This window comes from Wolbachia endosymbiont of Tribolium confusum, from assembly GCF_020405475.1.
In the GTDB taxonomy this organism is placed as follows: domain Bacteria; phylum Pseudomonadota; class Alphaproteobacteria; order Rickettsiales; family Anaplasmataceae; genus Wolbachia.
In genome coordinates, this window is record NZ_JAIZNT010000005.1 from 1 (window position 1) to 20,207 (window position 20,207).

General features: G+C 33.9%; 16 protein-coding genes and 2 pseudogenes. 10 read left to right on the forward strand and 8 right to left on the reverse strand.

Annotation, left to right across the window (positions count from 1 at the left end):
• Together LEM02_RS03865 and LEM02_RS03870 are read right to left on the reverse strand one after the other, a co-directional pair.
• Positions 1 to 837: pseudogene (locus LEM02_RS03865) on the reverse strand (IS4 family transposase); the annotation flags it as partial.
• 328 nt (positions 838 to 1,165) lie between these two features.
• On the reverse strand, positions 1,166 to 1,984 hold the full coding sequence (locus LEM02_RS03870; protein WP_226079874.1) for a transporter associated domain-containing protein: 819 nt from the start codon (positions 1,982 to 1,984) through the stop codon (positions 1,166 to 1,168).
• Positions 1,985 to 2,389: 405 nt separating this feature from the next.
• Between LEM02_RS03870 and hemE the strand changes: the two genes are divergently transcribed.
• The 3 genes from hemE to LEM02_RS03885 all read left to right on the forward strand — a co-directional run bounded on the left by hemE (position 2,390) and on the right by LEM02_RS03885 (position 5,372).
• Positions 2,390 to 3,406 (forward strand): uroporphyrinogen decarboxylase, encoded by a 1,017-nt coding sequence (gene hemE / locus LEM02_RS03875; protein WP_226079875.1) that lies wholly within the window; start codon positions 2,390 to 2,392, stop codon positions 3,404 to 3,406.
• A gap of 406 nt (positions 3,407 to 3,812) precedes the next feature.
• Positions 3,813 to 5,006 (forward strand): pyridoxal phosphate-dependent aminotransferase, encoded by a 1,194-nt coding sequence (locus tag LEM02_RS03880; protein WP_226079876.1) that lies wholly within the window; start codon positions 3,813 to 3,815, stop codon positions 5,004 to 5,006.
• A gap of 48 nt (positions 5,007 to 5,054) precedes the next feature.
• Positions 5,055 to 5,372 (forward strand): DMT family transporter, encoded by a 318-nt coding sequence (locus LEM02_RS03885; RefSeq protein WP_226079879.1) that lies wholly within the window; start codon positions 5,055 to 5,057, stop codon positions 5,370 to 5,372.
• A 16-nt stretch (positions 5,373 to 5,388) separates the two neighbouring features.
• Here the strand turns inward: LEM02_RS03885 and LEM02_RS03890 are convergent, their stop codons facing one another.
• Entirely contained in the window at positions 5,389 to 5,901 is a 513-nt protein-coding gene (locus LEM02_RS03890; protein ID WP_226079880.1) for a hypothetical protein, read from the reverse strand.
• 388 nt (positions 5,902 to 6,289) lie between these two features.
• Here LEM02_RS03890 and LEM02_RS03895 point away from each other — a divergent pair, with 388 nt between their 5' ends.
• The 6 genes and pseudogenes from LEM02_RS03895 to rpe all read left to right on the forward strand — a co-directional run bounded on the left by LEM02_RS03895 (position 6,290) and on the right by rpe (position 13,378).
• The gene (locus tag LEM02_RS03895; protein ID WP_226079881.1) at positions 6,290 to 7,525 is read left to right on the forward strand and encodes an MFS transporter; all 1,236 of its coding nucleotides are present in this window, start codon (positions 6,290 to 6,292) and stop codon (positions 7,523 to 7,525) included.
• A complete protein-coding gene (gene glyA / locus LEM02_RS03900; protein ID WP_226079882.1) occupies positions 7,497 to 8,774 on the forward strand; it encodes a serine hydroxymethyltransferase in 1,278 nt (425 codons plus the stop codon). Before LEM02_RS03895 ends, glyA begins: the two co-directional genes overlap by 29 nt.
• 70 nt (positions 8,775 to 8,844) lie before the next feature.
• A complete protein-coding gene (locus LEM02_RS03905; protein WP_226080031.1) occupies positions 8,845 to 10,032 on the forward strand; it encodes a phosphoglycerate kinase in 1,188 nt (395 codons plus the stop codon).
• 55 nt (positions 10,033 to 10,087) lie between these two features.
• Positions 10,088 to 10,913 (forward strand): annotated as a pseudogene (locus tag LEM02_RS03910) (EndoU domain-containing protein).
• Positions 10,914 to 10,989: 76 nt separating this feature from the next.
• Positions 10,990 to 12,456, forward strand: coding sequence for an N-acetylmuramoyl-L-alanine amidase (locus LEM02_RS03915; RefSeq protein ID WP_226079884.1), 1,467 nt, complete (start codon positions 10,990 to 10,992; stop codon positions 12,454 to 12,456).
• A gap of 241 nt (positions 12,457 to 12,697) precedes the next feature.
• A complete protein-coding gene (rpe, locus tag LEM02_RS03920) occupies positions 12,698 to 13,378 on the forward strand; it encodes a ribulose-phosphate 3-epimerase (RefSeq protein ID WP_226079885.1) in 681 nt (226 codons plus the stop codon).
• A gap of 100 nt (positions 13,379 to 13,478) precedes the next feature.
• Here rpe and pnp read toward each other — a convergent pair whose 3' ends face one another.
• The 3 genes from pnp to truB are packed head-to-tail and all read right to left on the reverse strand — an operon-like array spanning position 13,479 to position 17,120.
• A complete protein-coding gene (pnp, locus tag LEM02_RS03925) occupies positions 13,479 to 15,755 on the reverse strand; it encodes a polyribonucleotide nucleotidyltransferase (protein WP_226079886.1) in 2,277 nt (758 codons plus the stop codon).
• Between the two features lie 14 nt (positions 15,756 to 15,769).
• Positions 15,770 to 16,042 (reverse strand): 30S ribosomal protein S15, encoded by a 273-nt coding sequence (gene rpsO, locus LEM02_RS03930; protein WP_010403478.1) that lies wholly within the window; start codon positions 16,040 to 16,042, stop codon positions 15,770 to 15,772.
• 7 nt (positions 16,043 to 16,049) lie between these two features.
• Complete coding sequence (gene truB / locus LEM02_RS03935; protein ID WP_226079888.1) at positions 16,050 to 17,120, reverse strand: tRNA pseudouridine(55) synthase TruB; 1,071 nt, start codon at positions 17,118 to 17,120, stop codon at positions 16,050 to 16,052.
• Positions 17,121 to 17,253: 133 nt separating this feature from the next.
• On the opposite strand from truB, the gene LEM02_RS03940 reads away from it, so the two are divergent.
• Entirely contained in the window at positions 17,254 to 17,730 is a 477-nt protein-coding gene (locus LEM02_RS03940) for a hypothetical protein (protein WP_226079890.1), read from the forward strand.
• 62 nt (positions 17,731 to 17,792) lie between these two features.
• Here the strand turns inward: LEM02_RS03940 and ribD are convergent, their stop codons facing one another.
• Both ribD and LEM02_RS03950 read right to left on the reverse strand, forming a co-directional pair.
• On the reverse strand, positions 17,793 to 18,968 hold the full coding sequence (gene ribD, locus LEM02_RS03945; protein ID WP_226079892.1) for a bifunctional diaminohydroxyphosphoribosylaminopyrimidine deaminase/5-amino-6-(5-phosphoribosylamino)uracil reductase RibD: 1,176 nt from the start codon (positions 18,966 to 18,968) through the stop codon (positions 17,793 to 17,795).
• Complete coding sequence (locus tag LEM02_RS03950; RefSeq protein ID WP_226079893.1) at positions 18,968 to 20,167, reverse strand: deoxyguanosinetriphosphate triphosphohydrolase; 1,200 nt, start codon at positions 20,165 to 20,167, stop codon at positions 18,968 to 18,970. The genes ribD and LEM02_RS03950 overlap by 1 nt, the downstream gene beginning before the upstream one ends.
• Positions 20,168 to 20,207 lie beyond the last annotated feature (40 nt).

Here is a 20,207-nt window from a genome sequence, read left to right on the forward strand (position 1 = left end):
AAGATGTGTATCCATGTGATTTCGCTAATCTATTAGCCTTCCTTCTTCTAGCCATAGACTGTTCCTCAGTTAGCTTTTATTCTTACTCTAATCTTTGCCTCTTTTCCCAATAATACTTCTCTTTCTAGAAACAATTTATCCTCTAAACATTCCAATAACTCTATTTTTTGATTTGTTTCTATGTCATATATATTGGTATCTGATTTATACCGACTGATAAAATAAGCCCCTATGTCATTGATTTGTTTAAAAGAACTTTGCACAAAATAACCCAGATCAGATATTAGCAAATCATTGCTTGATATATTACTTAAATGTTTCCTATACCCCTGATCTTATTCCTTCCGTTAAATCAAGTTGGTCTAATGTCTGATTTAGATAGTCAAAAACTAATTGTAACTTTATTCCAGACTTAGTGTTGCTTTCATAGCCACTATAGCTGGTGCTATACCCTTGATACATATCTTCCATACTGTTAGTATAGCTACTGTCCAATAATTTACTCTATTAAATTGCTGCAAGATTTTGCAATCAACTTGCAAGATATTTTTAAATAGAACCATAGATTCATTATACATCCTTTTCATAAATTCCACTGACTCTTCAGTAAACCTAAAATCTAGACCCTGTTTTGTTATTACTACAGATGCTTCGTTTAATAATTGGCACATTGTATCTATGCTGCAGTTTGCAACTCCTATATTACCCCAAATTATAGCTTTTACGAATGATGAACCACTCAATTTTCTCTTTCTTTTCTGTTTCAATTGATATTTTATCTGCCTTTTCATTGAAAAATTCGTTGAGGTTATTTGATAAGCAAGTTATTTTATTCATTGTTAGTTCTCTCACTAAAAATATATCTGCTAGAACTTATACCTTATTATTCTATCTCCTTCATACCTTTGTTTCCTTAACTTGACGCGTATGCTTTATTTAACACTCCCTTTTTGAAAGTTATAGATCGCTAAAAATATTTAAACAACTAATTTTTATAACTTTGTACCAATAAAACTATTCCCACCTTAATTATCAAACAGTAACGTATAGAACTACAAACTTTTGTATATTAAGAAATTGTTTAAATTGCATACTCAAGTTGCATACCTGGCTACTATGCCCCCTACTTCCAAGATAAAGTACCTTTCACTAAAAAATATTGAATTTAATTTTTGCAATCACTTAAGTCTAGTATTATTTTGTTAATGTATCGTTCATTTGCATCCTTGATGATAAATTTTATACCATTTTTATATCTTATAACTTCATCTACAGAAGGTACCTTACCAGCAATTGAAAGAACCAAACCACTAAGTGTGGCATAATGCTCTTCAGAGTCACACAACTCTATTTTTAGATTTTCCTCTATATCCTTTATAAGGGCCCTTGCCGATATTTCAAACTTATTTTGAGATAATTCAGTAATGGTGTGTTCTGAATTTACCTCATTCTCGTTATCAATATTTGGTATCAATTCTTCTATAAGATCATTTATCGAAATTAAACCATCAGTTCCGCCATATTCATCCAGTACAACAGCTAAATATGATTTGGAAGATTTCATTCTAACAAAAAGATTTGTTGCTTTCATTGAGGCTGGGACAAATATTACATTTTGTATAATATTTCTCAGATTAAAATCTTTATTCTTATTGAAAATGATATCTTTTACGTAAAAAAAGCCTATTACGTTGTCAAAGTTATTCTTATAAATTGGTATCTTAGCATGGTAAGTGTTTTTCACCTTCTTTATTACCTCATCCTTGCTCGATTCAATGTCTACTGCACATATCTCCTTACGTGGAGTCATTATATCCATGATACTACAATCACGGAATTTTAATAGACTATTAAGTATGTCAAGACCTGACAGGTCACCCATTAATGCCTCAGTCGCACATTTTTTTAACACAGAAGTTTTGTTGAAGAGAAAGAGAAAAATTCTGTATGCTATTTTTTCTACTAAAGTTCTTTTCTTATTCAACTTATTCCCTTTAAATGGTGAAAATATCTTTAGATAAGGTCTATCAAGAAAACTGTTATTAAATGTTTAATAAGCATGTGAATAATGTCAAATTAATTTGTGAATTATTTGTTGACATAAAATACTAACAATTGATCAACAATTTTTTCAATGACATATACATAATTATATAACAATCTATGATAGTAAAGCTTTTTTCCATAAAAGAAAATTACTAACATTCTAGATATCTTACTTATACACATAAATCATAACAGAAAATCAACAGTATACAGAAGTTATTAACATATTTATCCACAAGTTAAATAACACTTATTTTTACTGAATTTTAAGTTATTAACAAGCTATTGATAGAACTATTATTACTACTATAATTTAGTATAAATAAAGAACAGAGAGAATAAATTGGGAAGCAGTAAAACAACAATAGAAAAAATTATCAAACAAAACAAGCCGGATGAAAGAGTGCCTGTTTGGTTAATGCGCCAGGCTGGTAGGTCTCTTCCTGAGTATCGCAAATCCGTAGAGAACATAAGTAACTTCATGGAAATATGCTATAACACAGATTTAGTAGTGGAATTAACGTTACAGCCAATAAAAAGATTTGATATGGACGCAGCGATAATTTTTTCTGACATTTTAATAATAGCTGACGTTTTGGGTTGTGATGTGAATTTTGTGCGTGGTGTGGGTCCAATAATAAAACCTGTGAAAAGCTCTAAAGAGTTAAAAAATTTACAAAAAATTGAAACCAAAACTTTACCAATCTTAAACGCCATAAGAGAAGTAAGAAGCCAATTATCAGCGGAAAAGTCCCTTATAGGCTTTGCTGGAGGGCCGTGGACGGTAGCTTCATACATCATAGAGGGTGGTAGTAGTAAAACTTTTTCTAAAGTATTAAATTTCTGTTCCCTAGAACTAGAAGAAGTAATTAAAGAAATAACAGAAGCGACAATTATTTATCTAATCAAACAGATAGAGTTTGGAGCAGATGTCATTCAGTTATTTGACAGCAATGCTGTTGTATTACAGGGGGAACTGTTTGAAAGATATGTCATCAAGCCAACAAAGGAAATTGTTTCGGCAATAAATAATAAGTTTCCTGATTTTCCTATAATAGGTTTTCCAAGGTCTGCTGGAAATTTTTATACAGATTACTGCGAGCAAACTGGCGTATCTGCAGTAAGTATAGATTATAATGTTCCAATAGAATGGGCAAAAGCAAATCTAAAAATTCCTCTGCAAGGGAACCTTGATCCTAGTCTTTTAGCCTACAATAAGGCAGAAGCAATTGAAGAAGCAAAGCGCATAATAGATTGTTTTAGAGGTTTGCCTTTTATATTTAATCTTGGACATGGAGTGCTTCCTGATACTCCAGTTGAAAATATTGCTGCATTAGTGGATCTGGTAAGAAATTACTAAGACTCCTACATGAAAAGTCTTTATTAGAGTGAAACGAAAACCTTACTTGACAAATCTTTACACTTTCCTTACTATGGTAATAAGAGTATTTATCCTTGTTTTTGGGCTCAACGACAAAATTTAGTAAAAAAACTCAAATACTTATTGGCGAGTTACATAAAATTATAGCGGCTTTTTTTATTTTTTCTACGTTCAGCCAAATCGCGCTTGTTAGCACATTATCAATTTACATTATTAAAACTCGCTATACAGGGGTTTATTTGCCTTTTTAAATTTATTAAGCTTTTTAATATTTATAGTTAGTATATTTAAGAATACAAAAATACCAACCTTTATGTAAAATAATAAAACTTCTAGCTTTTTTGTTGTGTAGAGTTTATCATTTTTATTTAACTTTAGTGAGATTATGTCAGACCTTGCAAAGAGGATGTCTCTGATAAAACCGTCGCCTACAATTGCTGTGACCGATAAGGCAAACAGATTAAAAAGCGAAGGAAAGAAAATTTGCGTTTTAGCTGCGGGAGAGCCGGATTTTGACACTCCAGATCATATAAAAAAGGCAGCTATTCAATCGATAAATGAAGGTAAAACTAAATATACTGCTGTTGATGGAACGCATGAGCTTAAAAAGGCGATAATCAATAAGTTAAAAAGGGATAACAATCTAGAATATACACTGAACCAAATTTGTGTTGGCGCTGGCGCTAAGCAGGTACTATTCAACTTGTTTATGGCAACAATTAACCCTGGGGATGAAGCTATAATTCCAGCTCCTTATTGGGTTTCATATGTTGATATGGTAAGTCTTTTTGGCGGACTGCCAGTTATTGTAGAGTGCAAACAAAACTTTAAGCTTACACCGGAGTTACTGGAAAGCAATATAACTGAGAAAACTAAATGGTTAATTCTTAATTCACCGAACAATCCAGCAGGAATTGTCTATACATATGATGAATTGAAAAGCATAGCGAGAGTATTGCTTAAACATCCACATGTGAATGTTGTTACAGATGATATTTATGAGCACATAGTATACGACGAAAAGTTTTTTACCATTGCTAAGATTGAGCCAAAACTTTATGATAGAGTTTTTGTGGTCAATGGAGTATCAAAAGCCTATGCAATGACTGGCTGGAGAATAGGTTATATTGCAGGTAGGAATGATATAGTAAAAGCTATTTCTACACTACAGTCTCAAAGCACTTCTAACCCAAACTCGATAGCACAAGCAGCAGCAGTTGAAGCGTTAAACGGCGATCATAATTTTTTGAAAGAAAGAACAAAAATTTTTAAGGATCGTAGAGATTTTGTAATAAAAAAGCTAAATTCTGCTTCAGGATTGTCAGCATCTATTCCGCAGGGTGCATTCTATTTGTTTGTCTCATGTGAAGGTTTATTGGGTAAGAGCACGAAAAGTGGTAAAGTAATAAGCAATGATCTTGATTTCGCTGAATATTTGTTGGAAGACTATTTAGTTGCCGTTGTTCCAGGAATTGCATTTGGTCTGGAAAATTTTATCAGAATTTCTTATGCAACTTCTCAGGAACAATTAGAAATTGGATGCAACAGCATCATTAAAGCATGTGAAATGTTGAGTTAACTTTTTAATATTCTTATGTATAATATTTCAGTGAAATAGAGTTAATGTATGGCTTGGGTGTATTTGCTATTAGCTGGTTTGTTTGAGATAATATGGACCACAGCACTAAAATATAGCAATGGCTTTACTCGTGTTATACCTGTAGTAATTATTTTAGCTAGCGGTTCTGTGAGTCTTTACTTGTTATCACTAGCAATGAAGTCTATTCCTCTTGGTACATCTTATGCAGTTTGGACTGGTATAGGTTCTATAGGTGCAGCAATAATAGGAATAATATTTTTTAATGACCCGGTAAATTTTGGGCGTTTATTTTCCTTTGTTTTGGTAGTGCTGGGTATCATAGGATTAAAAGTATTTTCCAATTAGGAAAAGTTAGATGCGTCTATTTTACCATCTCAGGACTTTCTACTAAAGTTGCCTTGGATTTCTCAGTTTTTGAAGAGGGCATTCCTATTGATTTGGCAAGTATCTTTCTAATGTTCAGTGTTTCATTTTTCTCATTTTGTTGGATTAAGTTAATATCGTTTATTTTATTCACTAAATCTTTTCCTTCCTTTAAAATTTTTAAATCGCTTTCGTTGATGTGATGTTCATTGTTAAATTCTGCAACAATCTCTTTCTTCTTTGGATGAGTATTCAGAAATTCTAACACCTGGTGTTTAGCAACAGCTTGAATAAATTTCTTATCGTGAAATATTGAATTGTTATGTAATTCTTCTAGGCTTTTATCATATTGTTTTGCTTCATTTACAGTAAGTTTTATTATTTCTTCTGCACTACTTAAAAGTTCCCTGTATAACTTGTCGTATCTATTGCCTGTGTGTGCGGCAAATGTTTGTTCAATGTATTTTGTTATGTAGTTTTGTAGCGTATTGTCTATTGTATCTATGTTCATTCACTCACCTTGCTTTTATGTTATATTTTACACGCGAAAAGGTTAATATTAAGTTAACTTAGACGTCTCTAAAGCCAAGTTTTACTAAAAATTATATTATTTAAAATATAATTGTTATCACGAAATAAAAGCGTAAGTAAAATGAATTTTGTAACAAAACTAAAACTTATAGTAAAAAAAATAAAGCTTAAGATGAACAAGGGTAAAATTATAAAAATCCTTATCATCTGTGGTATAATTTTTTTCATATACTTTATCCATGAACCAGTTATAGATGTGCTAAAAGGTCTCTTTTAAGAAATATCCTCAAGTTAGAATAGATATTTACAAAAGTATTGCTTCTTGCTGATGAAATACCTATAATCTCAGCTTTGGGGTAAAATTAGCGTTGCAGAGAAACTTTTTCATATGGTTATTAGCATCATTGTTCTATGCGTACCAATATATATTGCGCGTAATTCCAAACATAATTGCGCCTGAATTAATAACGAAATTTAATATAAGTATTACAGATGTTGGTCAATTTGGTGGGCTATATTATATAGGCTATACGCTTGCTCATATACCTGTTGGTCTTGCCCTTGATAGATTTGGGCCAAAGTTTGTTTTGCCTGCATGTATTGTCTTAACTTTTGCTGGAACATTGCCGCTGATATGCTTTGATCAGTGGTATTACTCAATACTTGGTAGAATGATTGTTGGAATTGGATCATCTGCTTCAGCAATTGGGCTCTTTAAAGTTGCAAGCATGTATTTTTCACAAGAAAAATCAGCAAGAATGGCTAGCTTATCTATAGTAATAGGGTTACTGGGAGCAGTTTATGGTGGATTACCTCTAGACTTCTTACTCAATAAATTTGGCTGGGACTATGTTATATACACTTTCTCAGCATTTGGTTGTTTGCTTGCTCTGCTATTGCTTTTAATAACGCCAAACTCTAACATAGAGGAGAGTAGAAATGACAACATACTTCAAGATTTAAAAACTGTACTTTTCAACAAATATATCATTCTAATCAGTTTTTTCGGTGGCTTAATGGTTGGACCACTAGAAGGTTTTGCTGATGGTTGGGCAAAGGCGTTCTTATGTGAAGCATATCAAATGACCGGAGATTTGGCATCTTCGCTTTCTTCCCTTATGTTTATAGGTATGGGAGCTGGGTCATTCTTTTTAGCTTACTTACTGGAGAAGTATCCAGACAAACATTACGAAGCAATTGTTGCATGTTCTTTTGCAATGATCGCTAGTTTCCTTTTGCTTTTTACACAAGTTGGCGGTTTATATATTGCACTACCTGCACTTCTTGTTATCGGCTTTGCATCTGGGTATCAGGTAATTACTATTTACAAGGCAATAAGTTACGTAAATAATAACTTGGTAGGCTTAGCTACGGCTATATCAAATATGATAGTTATGGTTTTTGGCTATTTTTTTCATACAGGGATTGCAAAGATAATAGACTTATGTTGGAATGGAAAGGTAATACAAGGAAATCCTGTGTATGGTACTGAATTGCTAATAAAAGCAATATCAATTATTCCTGTATGTCTGCTTTTGGCTGTTTTCGGATTTGTATGGTTAAAGAAAAAATCTTATGACAATTGCTTCAGAAAGGGTTTGTAACTCTGAAAATAATTTAAAGTCTTTTGATAATGAAGTTTATCAATCTATAGAGAAAGAACTGCAGCGTCAAAGATCGCAGTTGCAATTAATTGCGTCGGAAAATTTTGCAAGTAAAGCAGTGATGGAAGCGCAGGGTTCTTTTCTGACTAATAAATACGCAGAAGGTTATCCTGGTAAAAGATATTACTGTGGCTGTGAGTATGTAGATGAAGTTGAAAATTTGGCTATAGAGAGGCTTTGTAAACTGTTTGGTGTTAAATTTGCAAACGTTCAACCTCACTCTGGTTCTCAGGCAAATCAAGCAGTGTTTGCTTCACTGCTTGCTCCGGGTGATACAATACTTGGATTGTCACTGAACTGCGGTGGACATCTAACTCACGGTGCGAAGCCGAGCCTCTCTGGTAGGTGGTTTAAGTCGGTTCAATATGAAGTGAATAAAGACACTTACTTGCTGGATATGGATGAGATAGAAAAGCTAGCGCTGGAGCATAAACCAAAATTAATCATTGCTGGTGCTTCTGCTTATCCAAGAGAAATAAACTTCGAGCATTTTCGCGAAATTGCGAATAAAGTTGGTGCATATTTGCTTGCAGATATTGCCCATTATGCGGGGCTTATTGCTGCAGGTTGTTACCCATCCCCTGCCAAATATGCGCATGTTATAACTTCAACAACTCACAAGACTCTACGTGGTCCTCGTGGTGGAGTGGTGATGACAAATGATGAAGCGTTACATAAAAAGATTCAGTCTGCAGTTTTTCCAGGGTTGCAAGGTGGGCCACTTATGCATGTGATAGCTGCAAAAGCTGTTGCATTTAAGGAAGCATTAGCGCCAGAGTTTAAAACTTATAGTAAAAAAGTTGTAGAAAATGCGAAAGTGTTAACTCAAGCGCTGCAAGGGCATGGGCTGAACATTATAACCGGTGGCACTGACTCTCATATAGTGCTGGTTGATTTAAGATCGCAGAAGTTGACGGGAAAAGACGTTGTTGATAGCCTTGAAAGGGCTGGTATTATCTGCAATAAAAACTCTGTACCATTCGACACAGAAAAACCAACCATCACCTCAGGGCTCCGTTTTGGTACTGCTGCTGAAACAACGCGAGGACTTGAGGCAGAAGATTTTAGGGAAATAGCTAATCTAATAAATGAAGTAATTAAGGGATTAATTGATGGAAATAGTCCTGATATTGAAAGAGCAGTAAAAACTAAAGTTGAAAGGATTTGTAGTAATTTTCCTATTTATTAATATTCGAATTTCCTTCCTTTACTTTGAATCAAACTATTGTATAGTGATTTTATAGCTCTTTAATTTTATGATAAATGTACCTAGCATAGAGAGTTGTGATTTTCACAATAAAAATGTTCTGCTCAGGGTTGATTTCAATGTTCCTATAAAAAATGGAAGAATTTGTGATATCACTCGTATTTTGAGAGCTCTACCTACCATTCAATATTTAGCAAATGCAGGTGCAAAAGTTATTATTGTTTCACATTTTGGGCGTCCAAAAGCAAAAGACAATAACCTATCGCTAAAAAAAGTAGTTGAAACTTTATCGCAGCTGCTAAGCAAAGAAGTGAAATTTATTGATGATTGTATTGGTGAGAGAGTACAAAGAGCAATAAATGCGATGGATGGAGGAGATATAATATTACTAGAGAATCTGAGGTTTTATAAAGAAGAAGAGCAGAATGACTCAAATTTTGCTAAACAATTAGCATCTCTAGCAGATATATATATAAATGATGCGTTTTCTTGCTCTCACAGAGCTCACGCTTCTATTTCACGCATTACGGAATTTTTACCTTCTTATGCAGGATTTTGCTTGCAAGATGAGCTAAAGTATCTTGAGCAAGCCATATCGTTTGATGCTAAACCTATTACTGCGATAGTTGGTGGAGCTAAAATATCAACTAAAATAAAAATGCTTATAAAGCTAGCAGAAAAGGTTGATTACCTTATTCTGGGCGGCGCAATTGCTAATAATTTTTTGTTATTTAATAAAGTTAATATAGGCAAGTCTTTTTTTCAAAATGGCGTTGATGATCTTCTGCACGATATTGTTAAGACGGCAAATAAAAACAATTGCAAAATAGTTGTGCCAGAAGACGTTTTGGTTGCAGTAAATTCTGATTATAACACTGGCATTTTAAGAAAAACTGAATCCATTTTGGACGGTGATATAATTTTAGATATCGGACCTCAAACTTTAAGCACAATAAGCAGTATAATAGCAATTAGTAAAACTCTACTATGGAATGGACCTATTGGTGTTTTTGAACATTCAGCTTTTGCAAATGGTACAGTAGAGGTGATGAGATTAGTAAGTAATTTAACGCACAAAGGAAAATTGACCAGCGTAATAGGAGGAGGGGATAGCCTATCTGCAGTAAATGCTGTAGGTCTTACTGATAAAGATTTTACATATATTTCAACTGGTGGGGGAGCGTTTTTAAGTTGGCTAAGTGGTGATGAGATGCCAGGACTGCGATTAACATCTAATTAAAACTTTTTTAAGCTGTTGCTTGTACCTTAGCTTTTTTATACGTTGTGTTGTGGTTATGTCGAAAGCAGCTAAATTAATCTTATGCTTAATAATACCAGTAATAGGATTTGTTTTTTACATTAAGGAGCACTATCTTGATGGTACAAATTCACTAATTAGCTTTGAGCCGTTTTTCAAAACAGATTCTTCAGATCCAGACTATATTCCACCACTTCCGGAGCTGACTGATTTTGATAGAGGAGTATTAAGAGTTTGTGGAGATTGGGGAACACACCCTGATGAAGAAGATTTCAGGATTTTGCTTGATTGTCCGCAGCATCAAGAAGTAGTGAAAGGAATATATGATAAGCTTGATCATCAAGTAATTACGCCAGATGCGGATTTGGAGTTATTTAAAGATGAATTGGCTAACATTTGGTTTACTCCAAGCGGAACTGAGAAAGAAACTATAGGATTTGGGCATATTTTTTGTGGTGAGCCAAACGGTAAGTTAGGCGGTATGCATTTTGTAGGCAGATATGTTGAAGCTCAAAAAGATAAATGGGCAGGTGCGATTTGGAATGATAAGTCTCTGTGCAATAAATTGGAAGTTGATCCACCAGTTTATACATTTGGAATGAAATATTTAGGTAAGGACGGGGAAGTAAAAGTTAAGTGCCCAAATGGGTATGCACATAACCTTCATGCTGATGATATTTCAGTTTTTGCGACTAAAGCATTTAAGGAACTGGGAAAAGATGGAGTGTGTCTGTATAAAAATGGAAGATGACAATTATCAATCAGTGTTTGTGAGAAAAAATAACGCTGTACTTACGTTCTATCCTGACTTAACACCAAAATGTAATGATAAAAGTACTAATTGTAGCTGTAGCAAGTTTTGATTAGCTGAAAAAAAGAGTAAGCATTTTATATATATTATGTTAATTTAGTTATATTGCGGGCAATTTGTAGAGCTGCATGAGACTTATAGTAAAAAAATGTTTGTCAGTTTTATTTCTGTTGCTGCTTGTATCGCCTCTTATATATGGACAGCAGTCTTGCTTAAGTGATATCGAGAACGATTTTCAAGATTTGAAAACATCATTAAAAAATCCAATATTTTTAGATCCTGCGTCAAATTCAAATTATGATGATAGAGAAAGCAAAAAAGTGTTGATGGTGGTAGTGCATCATACCGAATCTCCAACATTAAAAAGCACAAAATGCGCATTAAATTCTGCAGGGATATCAGTACAACTTATTGTTGATAGGGATGGTAGCATTACTCTGATGGTTCCACTCGAAAAACGGGCATGGCATGCTGGTATAAGTTATGCGAAAGTTCAAGTAGATAATGTGGTTGAAGAGCTACGAAAACTGAATGATTATTCTATAGGTATAGAGATTGTAAACACAGGGCTTGAGCCTTTTCCAGAAGAGCAAATAAAATCTGTCAAAGATCTGATTTTGTACCTCATGAAGCGCTTTAAGATTAGAAAAGATATGATATTTAGTCACGCTGAAGTAGGTACTATAGTATATAACTCAGCCATTAAAGGCTACGCAATGCGTAAACCCGACCCACATAAGTTATTTGATTGGGAGTTATTAGAGAGAAATGGCATTGGACTTCATATAGGTGATAGAATCAGTCCTCAAGACGTAGAACAAAAAGTAAATGAGGTTTTGTATAAGGTAGGCGATAAGAGTGAAAATATTTTGAAATTAAAAAAAAGGTTAAACGGTTTTTTTTATAAAATACTGCCTTGGAATGATAAGGAAGGTAATGCTGACAATAATGCTGATTACTCAAATGAGTTTGATGAGAATTTTGCGTGGATTATTAATCAGTTTTCAATGCATCACTTGCCGAAAGAGATTAGAAAAGACTTGCCTCTAAAATTAGAACAGGAAGATATTTTGCCTGAATTTTTAAGCGAATATGGCAATTGTATTTTCAACAGGTTCATATCTTTTAATAATAAAATTGAATCAAGTTTACAACCACCATTTTTGAATGAGGAGGATTACAAGCGTTTATTATCTTCTCTTGCAGAATATGAAAATAATATTTCTTCTAGTGCATTTGCTATGCTCATGTACAAGATTAAGCTATATTATGACTCTTATCTAAGGTATAATATAAGATCCTCGCTTTATATTCCATTTAAGCTTAATTCATTTGAGAAGCTAGATGTTTTAAAGAATGAAATATTGTCTTTTAAGTCTATAAGCCCTGAAAAGGCTATAGAAGTTTCGAATTTAATTAATGGGTTTAGGTCAGAAGTTTTGTCTGATTTCCAAAACTTTGAGAAGCAATGGTTTCAAGAATTTAAGGACACTTGGAAACAAAAATTTATACCGAATATGGAAAAGCAAATGTCTTGGACTGTGCTACATGAAACTGTGTTGGAATATTTAGAAAAGGCGAAGAAAGAAGTCTAATGAGTATTACAATGACCAGATGCATGGGCAGAGGAAAATATTGGATGAATTGCAAGCACTATGTTTTTTTTACTAGTGCTAACAATTATTTGTGGCGAAAACTATTCAAACTAAGAAAATAATTCGAGGTTGGCAATTACACATAGGATATTAAAAAATTTCTAAATGAGACTAATGTAGTATTGGGATGACAGAGTTTAAAAAATAAGTTACTTTTTTTATTTTTGGTGAAAAGTAGTCTATGGGTATTAAAATTGCACCTTCTATACTTTCAGCAGACTTTGCAAAATTAGGAGAGGAAGTAAAAAGAGTTAGCGACTTGAATGTAGATTATATACACATAGACGTTATGGATGGAAATTTTGTTCCAAATATTACAATAGGTCCGAATGTTATCTCTGCAATACGTAAATATAGCAATCTTCCTTTTGATGTACACTTAATGGTTAAATCTCCTGGTGACCATATTAAAAGCTTTATAAATGCTGGTGCTGATATTATCACTATACATGCAGAAGCAGAGATACATCTTGAGAGGCTAGTAAAAAGGATAAAATCATACAAAAACATAAATGATACAAAAAAAACAATACAAGTTGGAGTTTCAATTGTCCCTTCAACTTCTCCAAGCGTGCTTGAATATATAATACATGAGCTAGATATTGTACTAATTATGACAGTCAATCCTGGATTTGGAGGACAGGAGTTTATTCATTCGCAGTTGAGTAAGATATCTACCGTGAGGAAAATGATACAGGACCGTAATCTTAAAACACAAGTTTCAGTAGATGGTGGAGTTAACTTTTCTAACGCAGCTGATATAATAAAAGCAGGTGCAAATATATTAGTTGCTGGATCAGCAATATTTAAAGCTGAAGACATGAAAAAGGCTATAAACGATCTTAAAAATCTTTCGTTATAACCCTACAGATAACACAAACCATTTTTGTTATCTTGTCAGTTTTAAAAATTCCTATTATCCCAGTGCTTCGACACTGAGATAATAGAAAGTAAGTTCAACCTCAATAGAAACCTGATGATGAGTCATTATTACCAAATTTTGGTCTGTTTCTATTACTAAAACCAGAACGAGGACGGGTAGGTCTATTACTATGATAATTATCTCCAGGTTTTTTATTAAACGAGTTGTTATAATAATTATCCCTATTATTTAAACCATCTCTCCTTTCTTCATTGTAAAGCTTACCTTCAAAAAATTCACCTGTTTCTTGATCAACACGACGTCTTGATAATTTTGGACATCCACCTTTTTCAAAGTCAATTATCAAAGCTTTGAAGGTATCACCCTGTTTAAGTATATCCTCAATGGACTCTACATGTTGATTAGCTACCTCGCTTATATGCATTTTTCCTTTTCTTCCATTAAGAAGTTCTAGCTCTACAATAGACTTCTCTATCTTTACAACTTTAGCATCAATTATAGAACCTTGTTCTAGCTCTGTTATTGAATCAATCATCATATTCTTTGCAGCTTCAGCTTCAGTACTACTAATGGCAAAAACAGAAACTTTACCGTCATCCCCTATTTCAATTTTTGCATTACTTCTTTCACATACACTGCGTATATTTTTTCCTTTAGTACCAATAGCTGCAGAAATTTTATCTTTATCTATATAAAACGATAACACTCTTGGTACATGATCTTTTATATCCTTACGATGTTCTGAAATTACTGCATTCATTTTTTTTAAGATATGTAATCTTCCGACTTTTGCTTGTTCTAAAGATTTTTCAACAATTTCAAAGCTTATACCAGGAATTTTCATATCCATCTGCAGTGCTGTAATCCCTTCGCTAGTTCCTGCTACTTTGAAGTCCATATCACCAAGATAGTCTTCATCGCCCAGTATATCAGAAAGTATTATATGCTCATTTTTGTCTTTGATGAGACCCATAGCAATTCCTGCAACGGGAGCCTTTATTGGCACACCTGTATCCATTAATGCAATGGAAGTTCCACAAACTGTTGCCATAGAAGAAGAACCATCAGATTCCATAATCTCAGATACTACCCTTATTGTATAAGGAAATTCAGATTTATCAGGTAAAACAGGATGAATTGCTTTCCAAGCAAGTTTACCATGACCAATTTCTCTCCTTCCTGGTGCGCGTATAGCAGAAGCTTCTCCAACAGCAAATGGAGGAAAATTATAATGCAACATAAAATGTTCACGTCTATCCCCTTCAATGTCATCCACAATTTGCTCATCTTGTGTAGTACCAAGAGCAGTAACAACTAGTGCCTGAGTGGTACCCCTTGTAAATAGCGCAGAACCGTGAGTCTTGGGTAGAATGTCAGCCTCAATTTCTATCTGGCGTATTTCATCATACTTACGGCTGTCTATTCTCACACTTTTCCTTCTAATCATTTTACGCACTAAAGATCTTTCAAAGCTTTTTACTGCATAAGTAATTAACTTTTCGTCTTTTCCAGCCTCTTTAAGAGTATTCAATATATTATTCCTGACTACTTCTAGAGCTTGAACTCGCTCTTGTTTTACTGTTTTTGAATATGCTTCTTCAAAGTCTTTTCGATATTTTTCAAGTTCTTGAGTTATATCTGATATATCAACAGGAGCAAAGCTTTCAGGTTTATTGCCTACTGTATCAGCAAATTCTTTTATAAGCTTAATAACAGGTTGAAGATGTTCATGGCCGAATTTTATTGCACTCAAAACATTTTCTTCAGAGAGCTCTTTAACTTCCGATTCGACCATTAAGATCGAATTTTCATCACCAGACAAAAACAGATCCAAGTTGCTTGCTTTCATCTCTTGAACGGAAGGATTGAGTATATAATTGTTATTTTCATCACAACCGACCATAACTCCAGCTATAGTAAAGTGGAAAGGAACACCAGAAATTGCAAGAGCTGCGACGGTACCTATCAATGCTGGTACTTCAGGAGAATTGACCGTATCGTAAGTTAATAGATTACATACTACACTAATTTCATCATGAAAACCTTCAGGAAATAACGGCCTTATACTTCTATCTATTACTCTTGAAATTAAAGTTTCTCTATCAGATGGTTTTCCTTCTCTTTTAAAAAAACCACCAGGAATCTTACCCATGGCATAACTTTTTGCAATAAACTGCACATTTAAAGGGAGAAAATCAACACTTTCTTCCTTCTTTTTTCGTACAACAGTGACTAAGATAGAAGTATCTCCATAATTTACAACTACTGAACCATCAGCTTGACGTGCTATTTTCCCAGTTTCTAAAGATAAGGTACGCCCCTCCCAATCTATAGATTTTTTTATAATTTCAAACATACAAAATTCCTCAATTATTTTCTAATGCCTAACTTCTCTATTAACTCTTGATAGGCTTCATTACCAAATTTACGTTTTATATAATTTAAGTGCTTGCGCCTTCTACCTATCAATACAAGTAAACCGCGCTTAGAATTATGGTCATGCTTATGCGTTTTAAAATGCTCAGTTAAATTACTGATTCTCTCGGTTAAAATTGCACACTGTACAAAAGATGAACCTGTATCATCTTCTTTAATTGCATATGTACTAATCAAACTTTTTTTCTTTTGGGATGTTATTGACATCTAAACCTCATTTCAAAATATTAAAAACACGAATAGGCTTCACATAACCATGAGTAAAACTGCAAATTGCAATAGGTACATTACCCACTATCGTACAAAAAGTATCATAATTCTTTAAATTACGCAAGTTATTTAATATAATTTCTTGACCTTTTCTGATTTTCTCCGCTTCCTCTAAGGAAATTTCAATTTTGAACATCGGTTTTAAAGCCGATTCAATGGGGATGATGAAACTTTTTGTATTACCTCCATCATCTTCTGCCATCCCACCTCCCTCTGTCATCCCAGTGCTTGACACTGGGATCAAGCCTATTTCATCATGAACATTGTTTTTGACATATGCTCCTAGAATCTTTTGTCCATTACATGATTTGTAAGTATTTGTATATCTGGATCCCAGTGTCAAGCACTGGGGAGAGTAAGTTGTTGTGTTTTTTTTAGTAAGTTGCTCAATTGTCACTGATTCATCTTCCTTGAAATTACCTACCATCGTTCTTCTTAATTGTGTAATATGTCCAAAACAATTTAATTCAATTCCAAGATCTCTTGCAATTGATCTTACATATACACCGCTACCGCAGATCATAGAAAAATCGGCAATATTATTTATGGTGTCCAAAAATATCAGCTTTAGTTCATGTATTTTGACTTGTCGAGGTTTTATATTTACCTTTTGCCCACTTCTTGCCAACTTATATGCTCTTGCTCCCTTGATTTTTACTGCTGAAAATTGAGGAGGAGTTTGTGTTATCTCACCAATAAAATCCTTAATCACACAATTTATTTGGTTATATTCAGGTTTTATAGTGCTAGTTCTAATAATATCACCATCTAAATCGTCCGTAGTTGTTTGCTTTCCCCATTTGATTGTGAAATTGTATGCCTTTAAGTTACAAGATAAATACGGTATAGTTTTTGTTGCTTCACCAAGAGCGATCGGTAATACACCTGAAGCCAAAGGGTCAAGTGTTCCCAAATGGCCGGCTTTTTTTATTCCAAAAATCCTTTTAATTTGAGTTACAGCTTGCGCAGAACTCATTCCTATTGGTTTATCAAAATTGAGCCAGCCATTTACCATATATCAATCTTATATAATTAGTAGCAATTTAGGAAGTAGATAAAGTATTAAGTTATTAATAAAATGCTTGATTAGCGTGCATTGTTAATAAACAATTAACTTTTTATTAACCTTAATTAAGGAGGAAGTGATTATGATTACAAGCATATGGAAATTAGAAAACATAGCACCTATAACAAAAATGAGTATTGAAGGTACAGTTGCAACTGCATCTTTAGCAGCAGCAATAACAACAGTATTGATTGCTACTAAAGTAATTGCTGGACCTGCATTTTTAGCACTTGTTGCTAGCTCTGCTGGAATTGCAGTTCTATTTATTGCCGCTGTATATTTTGCCGCAGCAGCTTATGCTTCATATCAGCAAATGCATAAGAATGAAGAAATAAGTGAAGCTAGAGCAGGCGCTGAAACAGCAGCTAATAAAGCTGAAGCAGCTAAAACAGAAGTTGAAGAAAAAACTAAAGATTTAGCTACTAAAGATGAGTTGAATAGCAAAGCTGACAAGTCTGAATTGGATAGTAAACTAAATTCAGATAGTCTTAAATCTGAACTACAAAAACCTCAAATTATGAGCATATTTGAAGGCAAGTTTCAAGAAAAAACAGCATAATAATTACACAGGAGGTAGATTTTCTACCTCTTTTTTTCTCCTTTCATCTGAATATACAAAAGTTACAATAGCCTATCCCACATCTCAACTACATCCTCATCAAAGTCTATTACTTCTGTTTTTTTGAATCGGTAGCAGTTGTTGATGGATTGAATCCCTAGATCTCCTATAAAAGGAGTGGCATCATTACCTAAAATTTTACCACTACGGCAGATTATCAACCTGTCGATTAAATTGTGCTTTAATAATTCTGTAATCAACACTCCTCCACCTTCAACTAATAACTTTGTTATACCAATTTCTGAAACAAGTTTTGATGCCATGTCCTTTAAGCAGATTTTTCGATCCGATGTCATTCCAGTGCTTGACACTGGAATCCAGTCTTCACTACTCAATTGCTTGAAGTTTTCTGGATCCCAGTGTCTGGGCACTGGGATGACAGGAGGTGTATTAACTATCAAATAATTAATGTTTTTTATTTTTCTCTCTACTTCCTTATTTGTGATTACCCAAGTTATTACTTTGTCTGCAGTCTTTGCAATATTATGCTCTTCCTTCAATTTCCCTTGGCTATCGATAATTAGCCTTATTGGCGACCTGTCTTCGAGTCCTGGTAATCTGCAAGTTAAGAGAGGATCGTCATTGATAAGGGTACTACTGCCAATCATAATTGCATCATATTTTGCTCTGAGCTCATGTACCCAATTTCTCGTATCTTCACTTGTTATCCATTTGCTATCACCTGTAAACGTTGCGATTTTTCCATCGAGAGTTGTTGCGATTTTGCAAGCTATAAATGGTCTATGGAGTTTCTTACTGGTAAAAAAGCCAACATTCAGTTTCTCTGCTTCTTTCTGCATAATCCCTTGTTTTACTTCAATTCCTGCATCTGCTAAAGCTTTTATCCCTCTACCTGAAACCCTACTATCTGGGTCAATTGTTGCAATCACCACCATTTTTATTCCAGATCTTATGATTTCCGTAGTGCAAGGCTCTGTAACTCCAAAGTGGCAACATGGCTCAAGAGTGACGTACATAGTTGCACCATGAGTTAAGTCTTGAGCATTTTGCAAAGCAACTACTTCTGCATGTGGACGCCCACCGATTCCTGTGTAGCCTTCACCAATTACCATACCGTCTTTTACAATGACACACCCAACAGCAGGGTTTGGTGCAACACTTCCAAGACTTTTTTCTGCAAGTTTTAATGCGATCGACATGAAATAATCGTCGTTCATTAGAAAGAAGTCATTTCGTATGAGGTATCAAAAATTCTTCTGTGCTCGTGTATGGCAAATCTATCTGTCATACCTGAGATATAATCACATATTATTACTGAACGCTGAGATTCACAAGCAAGCTTGTTCCACTCTATAGGTAATAACCCTGGATTTTCATAAAAGCATTGAAAAAGCTCCTGTACTATACGTTTTGCTTTGTTCATTGTTCTATTCAATTTATAGCTTCTGTATATTTTTTCCATGTTAAATTCTTTTATCTCTTTTGTGGCATTTGCAATTTCTGGTGAAAATGTGACTAGCATTGTATTTAGACTTCTTACATCTTCTACGCTTTTTATTTTGTAGTCTTTAATATTTTTTTCAGTCTGAAAAACGACATCATTTATCATAATCCCTATAGTTCTACTCAATGATTCATGTATGAGTTTGCTCTGAGACAAGTCTGAATATTCACTCCTTACGTTTTTAAACATTTTGCCAACTAAGGGAACATTAAGCAAATCTTCAATAGTTACTAAATTTGCTCTAAGTGCATCATCAAGATCATGCACACTGTAAGCGATGTCATCGGCAATTGAAGCAACTTGTGCTTCAATGCTTGAAAATTCCTCAAGTTTTAGATCATATTTTTCATTATATTTTAATAATAGCTGATTATTTGTAGAAGACTCTGCGTTTTGACCAAGCAAGGGACCGTTATGTTTTGCAACCCCTTCAATCACCTCCCAACTTAGATTCATACCATCAAAATCAGCATGTTTTTGTTCAAGATAAGTTAAAATCCTTATAGCTTGAACATTATGATCAAACTCATACTTCTCATTATCAAGATTCAAATCTTGAACTGATTTCTTTAGAGCATCTTCACCTGCATGACCAAATGGAGGATGACCAAGATCATGTGCGAGCGCTATGCATTCAGTGATATCCTCATTTAAGCCAAGTCTACGAGCAATGGACCTTGCAATTTGTGCAACTTCAAGGCTATGAGTTAGCCGAGTGCGATGGTAGTCATGCTCATAATTGATAAAAACTTGTGTTTTGTATCCTAGTTTCCTAAACGCATTAGAGTGAATAATGCGGTCCCTATCACGCTGAAAGCAGCTGCGGTTTTCATCTTCTGGCTCTTTAAAATTTCTTCCTTTTGTTTTATTTGGAAAGCACGCGTAACTTAATAGAAAATTATTGTTTGACATGTAAAATTTCTACTATAATAGGTTATCAATAATGAACGGT

Coding starts and splice junctions, on each gene's coding strand:
- LEM02_RS03890 (WP_226079880.1), bottom strand. CDS start 5,901: ATGAACATAGATACAATAGACAATACGCTACAAAACTACATAACAAAA.
- LEM02_RS03940 (WP_226079890.1), top strand. CDS start 17,254: ATGATTACAAGCATATGGAAATTAGAAAACATAGCACCTATAACAAAA.
- LEM02_RS03950 (WP_226079893.1), bottom strand. CDS start 20,167: ATGTCAAACAATAATTTTCTATTAAGTTACGCGTGCTTTCCAAATAAA.
- rpsO (WP_010403478.1), bottom strand. CDS start 16,042: ATGTCAATAACATCCCAAAAGAAAAAAAGTTTGATTAGTACATATGCA.
- rpe (WP_226079885.1), top strand. CDS start 12,698: ATGGGTATTAAAATTGCACCTTCTATACTTTCAGCAGACTTTGCAAAA.
- pnp (WP_226079886.1), bottom strand. CDS start 15,755: ATGTTTGAAATTATAAAAAAATCTATAGATTGGGAGGGGCGTACCTTA.
- LEM02_RS03885 (WP_226079879.1), top strand. CDS start 5,055: ATGGCTTGGGTGTATTTGCTATTAGCTGGTTTGTTTGAGATAATATGG.
- glyA (WP_226079882.1), top strand. CDS start 7,497: ATGACAATTGCTTCAGAAAGGGTTTGTAACTCTGAAAATAATTTAAAG.
- LEM02_RS03915 (WP_226079884.1), top strand. CDS start 10,990: ATGAGACTTATAGTAAAAAAATGTTTGTCAGTTTTATTTCTGTTGCTG.
- truB (WP_226079888.1), bottom strand. CDS start 17,120: ATGGTAAATGGCTGGCTCAATTTTGATAAACCAATAGGAATGAGTTCT.
- ribD (WP_226079892.1), bottom strand. CDS start 18,968: ATGAACGACGATTATTTCATGTCGATCGCATTAAAACTTGCAGAAAAA.
- LEM02_RS03880 (WP_226079876.1), top strand. CDS start 3,813: ATGTCAGACCTTGCAAAGAGGATGTCTCTGATAAAACCGTCGCCTACA.